This is a genomic window from Adlercreutzia equolifaciens (assembly GCF_029076695.1).
Taxonomy (GTDB): domain Bacteria; phylum Actinomycetota; class Coriobacteriia; order Coriobacteriales; family Eggerthellaceae; genus Adlercreutzia; species Adlercreutzia equolifaciens_A.
In genome coordinates this window covers 1-421 of record NZ_JARFIK010000070.1, presented here as the reverse complement: position 1 = coordinate 421, position 421 = coordinate 1, and the positions used below count along the sequence as shown (strand labels likewise).

The window sequence follows — 421 nt, the reverse complement described above, 5'->3', positions numbered from 1 at the left end:
TTTATTTTTTATATCTTGAGGAGGTATCTATGAAAAAATTAAACTGGTTTGCAAGACCTGAAAAATTCAGGAACAGACTGATCATGGTCATACTTGGAGTTCTCATCCAGGGATTCGGACTCTCCTGGCTGATCGAGATCCATTTCGGTACAGATCCATGTTCGGCATTTACGCAGGGAGTAATCTCCCATGTCGGACTGACATTTGGAACAGCCCAGCTTCTGATCAATCTGATCCTTTTTATCATCATTTTCCTGTCCGATACAAGCCTGATCGGTTTTGGAACGATTGCAAATATGATCTTTATCGGATATATCTCCGATACCTGCAGATGGATCTACAGCAGAATCTTTCCCGCACATTTCTTTGAATCCATGCCGGTTCGCATCTGTATCCTGCTGCCTGCACTGATTGTATTTAT

At 42.0% G+C, this 421-nt stretch carries 1 pseudogene; it reads left to right on the top strand.

The window, feature by feature from the left end:
* Nucleotides 1-29: 29 nt before the first annotated feature.
* Nucleotides 30-421, top strand: a pseudogene (locus PZH32_RS11510) (hypothetical protein); the annotation flags it as partial.